Annotated in this window: 6 protein-coding genes; 4 read left to right on the forward strand and 2 right to left on the reverse strand. The window is 73.3% G+C overall.

Translation table 11 applies throughout. The features are described from left to right. The 3 genes from AB0M20_RS30900 to AB0M20_RS30910 all read left to right on the forward strand — a co-directional run. Positions 1-1,117: SpoIIE family protein phosphatase (locus AB0M20_RS30900; protein ID WP_364303854.1), on the forward strand; the 1,117-nt coding region annotated here is incomplete at its 5' end. Beyond that, positions 1,114-2,154, forward strand: coding sequence for a cobalamin-dependent protein (locus AB0M20_RS30905; RefSeq protein ID WP_364303855.1), 1,041 nt, complete (start codon positions 1,114-1,116; stop codon positions 2,152-2,154). The genes AB0M20_RS30900 and AB0M20_RS30905, both read left to right, overlap by 4 nt. A gap of 198 nt (positions 2,155-2,352) precedes the next feature. Next, on the forward strand, positions 2,353-2,643 hold the full coding sequence (locus AB0M20_RS30910; protein ID WP_364303856.1) for a hypothetical protein: 291 nt from the start codon (positions 2,353-2,355) through the stop codon (positions 2,641-2,643). Positions 2,644-2,731: 88 nt separating this feature from the next. Here AB0M20_RS30910 and AB0M20_RS30915 read toward each other — a convergent pair whose 3' ends face one another. Further along, positions 2,732-3,193 (reverse strand): hypothetical protein, encoded by a 462-nt coding sequence (locus AB0M20_RS30915; RefSeq protein ID WP_364303857.1) that lies wholly within the window; start codon positions 3,191-3,193, stop codon positions 2,732-2,734. Positions 3,194-3,337: 144 nt separating this feature from the next. Further along, the gene (locus AB0M20_RS30920; RefSeq protein ID WP_364303858.1) at positions 3,338-3,490 is read right to left on the reverse strand and encodes a hypothetical protein; all 153 of its coding nucleotides are present in this window, start codon (positions 3,488-3,490) and stop codon (positions 3,338-3,340) included. 162 nt (positions 3,491-3,652) lie between these two features. Between AB0M20_RS30920 and AB0M20_RS30925 the strand changes: the two genes are divergently transcribed. Then, positions 3,653-3,968: sigma-70 region 4 domain-containing protein (locus AB0M20_RS30925; RefSeq protein ID WP_364303859.1), on the forward strand; the 316-nt coding region annotated here is incomplete at its 3' end.

Genomic DNA, 3,968 nt, shown 5'->3' on the forward strand with positions numbered 1-3,968 from the left:
CATGCTCGGCGAGGTGCCCGGGCTGGTCGAGGCCCTCGGCGGCTTCCCGCCGATCCCGAGCCGGTGGCTGGACGCGTCGCAGGCGCCCGAGTGGCTGCTGCCCGAGGGCTTCGGTCCGATCGGCGCGCTGCTGGTCACCCCGCTGCCCGGCAACGCCGAGCCGGCCGGCGCGCTGATTCTGGCCCGCCGGGGTGAGGGTGCCGCCTTCAGCGACGAGGACGAGATGCTCGCCCGGATCTTCGCGGCCCGCGCGGGCGCGGCGATCTCGGCGGCGATGCTCTACCGCGAGCAGGTGGACACCACCGCTGTGCTGCAGGCCGACCTGCTGCCGCCGGAGCTGCCGCAGCCCGACGGCGTCGAGCTGGTCGGGTCCTACCAGGCGGCGCGCGAGGCGCTGCGCATCGGCGGCGACTTCTACGACGTGTACGGTCCGACGCCGCGCAGCCCCGAGACGGTGATCGCGCTCGGCGACGTGTGCGGCAAGGGTCCCGAGGCGGCCGTGCTGACCGGCAAGGTGCGCCAGACGCTGCGCGCGCTGCGGCTGGTCGAGGCGCCGCCCGAGGAGATGCTCCGGGTGCTCAACCAGGCGCTGCTCGAGTCGGGCCGGCAGCACCGGTTCGTCACGCTGGTGGTGGGCTCGGTCCTGCGTACCGATCACGGCCGGGTGCGGCTCAGGCTCGCCTCCGGCGGGCACCCGCCGCCGCTCGTGCTGCGGGCCGACGGCCACGTCGAGGAGGTGCCGGCCACCGGCACGCTGATCGGCGTGGTGCCCGAGGTCGTGGTCCACCCGGCGACGGTCGAGCTGGCCCCCGGCGAGCTGTGCCTGCTCTACAGCGACGGGCTGACCGAGGCCCGCGGCGGCCCCAGCGGCACCGAGCAGTACGGCGAGGAGCGGCTGCGCGACGCGCTCTCGTCCTGCCAGGGCATGCCCGCCGCGGCGGCGGTCGAGCGGGTCCGCCAGCTCGTGTCCGACTGGGTGCACGGCGGTGTGCGCGACGACATCGCGATGATGGCCGTCCGGGCGCCGGGGCGCACCCCGCTGAGCCTGCGGGGCGGCGGCGTGCCGAACGCGTCCCGGTTCGCGATCGAGGACCGGCGGTCGAGGACGCGCCCATGACGGTCTTCACGACGACGCCCCCACGCTCGCTCGACGACCCCGGGTTCGGCGACTTCTTCCTGCGCCTGGTCGGCGACGGCGACGAGTACGGCGCGGTCGACGTGGTCAGCGGCCTGCTGAACGACGGGGTGTCCCCGCAGCGGATCATGACCGACCTGATCGCGCGCACCCAGGCGCGGGTCGGCGAGCTGTGGGCGGCCAACGAGTGGACCATCGCCCGGGAGCACGCGGCCACCGCCATCAGCGAGCGTGCGCTGGCCGCGGTCGCGGCGCGCTGCACGGTCCGGCCGACCCGTGGCCGCATCACCATCGCCTGTGTGGACGGCGAGTGGCACGCGTTGCCGGTGCGGATCCTGGCCGAGATGCTGCGGCTGGACGGCTGGCGGGTCGATTTCCTCGGCGCCAGCGTGCCCGGCCAGCACCTGGTCACCCACCTGCACCAGACCGGGCCCGACGCGGTCGCGCTGAGCTGCATGATCCCGGCCCGGCTGCCGCGGGCGCACGCGGCGGTGACCGCCTGCCGCTCGGCCGGGGTGCCGGTGATCGCCGGTGGGCGTGGCTTCGGGCCGGACGGGCGCTGGGCGCAGACCCTGGGCGCGGACGCGTGGGCAGCGGATGCCGAGGGGGCGGTGTCGCGGCTGGCGGAGAACTGGCCGCCGCGGATGGGTGACCCGTGGGTGTCGTCCTTCCTCGGCGATGACGAGTACACGTACGTGGTGCGGCACCGCGGCGACCTGATCGGCACCGCCCTCAGCCGGCTAGCCGATGTGTATCCGGAGACCGAGCGGTACGACCAGCGTCAGCACGACGCCACCGCGGAGGACCTGGGACACATCGTCGACTTCCTGGCGGCCTCGCTGTATGTGGCCGACGACCGGCTGTTCACCGACTTCGTCGACTGGACCGCGGCGGTGCTCGAGGCGCGCGGGGTGCCGGCCTCGGCGCTCGGCGCCGGCCTGCGCCTGATCTGCCGCCAGCTGCGCGACTACCCCACCGCAACCGCGTACCTCGACGCCGCGCTGGTCCGCATTAAATAGGTTGCGGGCCTTTCCGGGGCGCGGTTAGCGTGTCCGCATGATCTCCTGACGACGCCGCATCTCTTGCGATTCCTCGTTCCGGTTCTCTCGCCGGCGGCTTCGTCAGCCGTGGGGACAGCCTCTGCGCCGGCCCCGGGACTCCCCCATTTCTCCGCACCACGGCACTCCGCCTCGCTCTCTCTACGAGGAGGTTGCTCCATGCCTGCGCAACGATTCACGATCGACCTGAACGGCGCCGAGTCAGCAGATGTCGATCTGGCTGCTGCCGAACCCACCGCCGGCCAACCGACTGTCGTCGCGCTTCCCGACGGCGCCGTGCCCTCCCTTCCGGCTGCGGCCGGGAGCCGGCGCGAGCGGCGGAAGAAGGCCCGGCAACACGGCACCGCCGCCGATGAGCGGCTGGCCGCGCGCCAGCGCTCCGAGCTCTCGCACTCGAAGCGGGCAGCCGGCGTCGGCCAGGGCCGCTCCTACGCCTTCCGGCGTAGCTGATCCACCCGGCGCGCGGCCGCCTCCGGCGGCCCGCCGCGCGCGAAGGCCCGGAACTTGTGAGAGTTCCGGGCCTTCGTCCCACCGGCGGTTACGGCGTTGTCAGCTGCTGCGTGAGCCGGTCCAGGCCGTCTCTGATGAGTCGTCCGTATTCGTCGTCGCCGAGCGCGTCGATTCCGGCCCGAGCGTGGTCCAGGTGCCGGCGGGCGCTGCCGAGATCACCGATCTTGCGGTAGCAATCGGCCAGGTTGAGGTGCAGCGACGGATACAGGCCGGCGACCGGCAGAGCGACGCCGGCCTGCCCGGTCCGCTCGTCGGTGAGCGTGTCGGCCGCGGCGAGCGCCCGCTGGTCCCAGGCCAGTTCTTCATGCACGTCGTTCTGCACGTCGGCCATCGCATGCGCGAGGACGCACACGTGCAGAGGATCGCCTTGCTCGCCGCCGATCTCGTCCCAGATTCGGCTGAGCATCCGGCGGGCATCCTCGCGACGGCCTTGGTGATGGTTCAACTGGGCTGCCTCGCCGATACGGACGAGGGTCGGATCGGTGATCATCGGCGTCTCCCTAACGCGTCACTCCGCGACGATGACACGGATCGCCGCTGCCCGGGGAACCGGTCCGAGCGGCATGAGCACGGGGCCTGACCGAGAGCGCAAGTCGGCCACCGAACGCCAGCCACCAAACGCCAGCCACCGAACCTACTGCCCGACCACCGACCGCACGCCGACCACCGACCACCGACCGCACCGCCGACCACCGAGCCTGCCGCCGATCGCCGAGCGCTCGAACAACAACGTCGACGCCCACACCCAGCGGACCGACTGGGTTGCCGCCGACTTGGCCGCACGCACCGCTGTGAGAGCGACTGGCTCGCCCACACGCACCGCCGTCAGGCCGGCGGCCCAGGGTCGGCCGGGCCGATCACCGCGTCTGCGCCGGCCGCTGCGCGATCGCGAAGCCCGCGCGGTCGACCGGCGTCAGCGCCGGGCCGGTGCTGTTAGAGCTTGCCTCCGTTGCTCAGCGCGGCGTGGAAGTCCTCTCTTCCGCAGCTACCTGGACCACCGCCGCCGGCGCAGCTCGACCGAGACGGCGGACGGCGACGTCCGCGAGACCGCCGGCGACGACCTGCGCCTGACCCTGCTTTAGGTGCGGGCCGGCTGCCGCGCCGCGACCGGGCGATCGTCATCCTGCGCTACTTCGAGGACTACACGGTCGAGCAGGCGGCACAGTTGGTGGACCTGTCGGAGAGCGCGTGCGGGATCTGCCGGCGCCGGATCGGCTGGCCCTGTTCAGGGCGGGACGCCCCGGCGCGGCGTGGAACGCCACGCC

The organism is Actinoplanes sp. NPDC051633, from assembly GCF_040681735.1.
GTDB lineage: Bacteria > Actinomycetota > Actinomycetes > Mycobacteriales > Micromonosporaceae > Actinoplanes.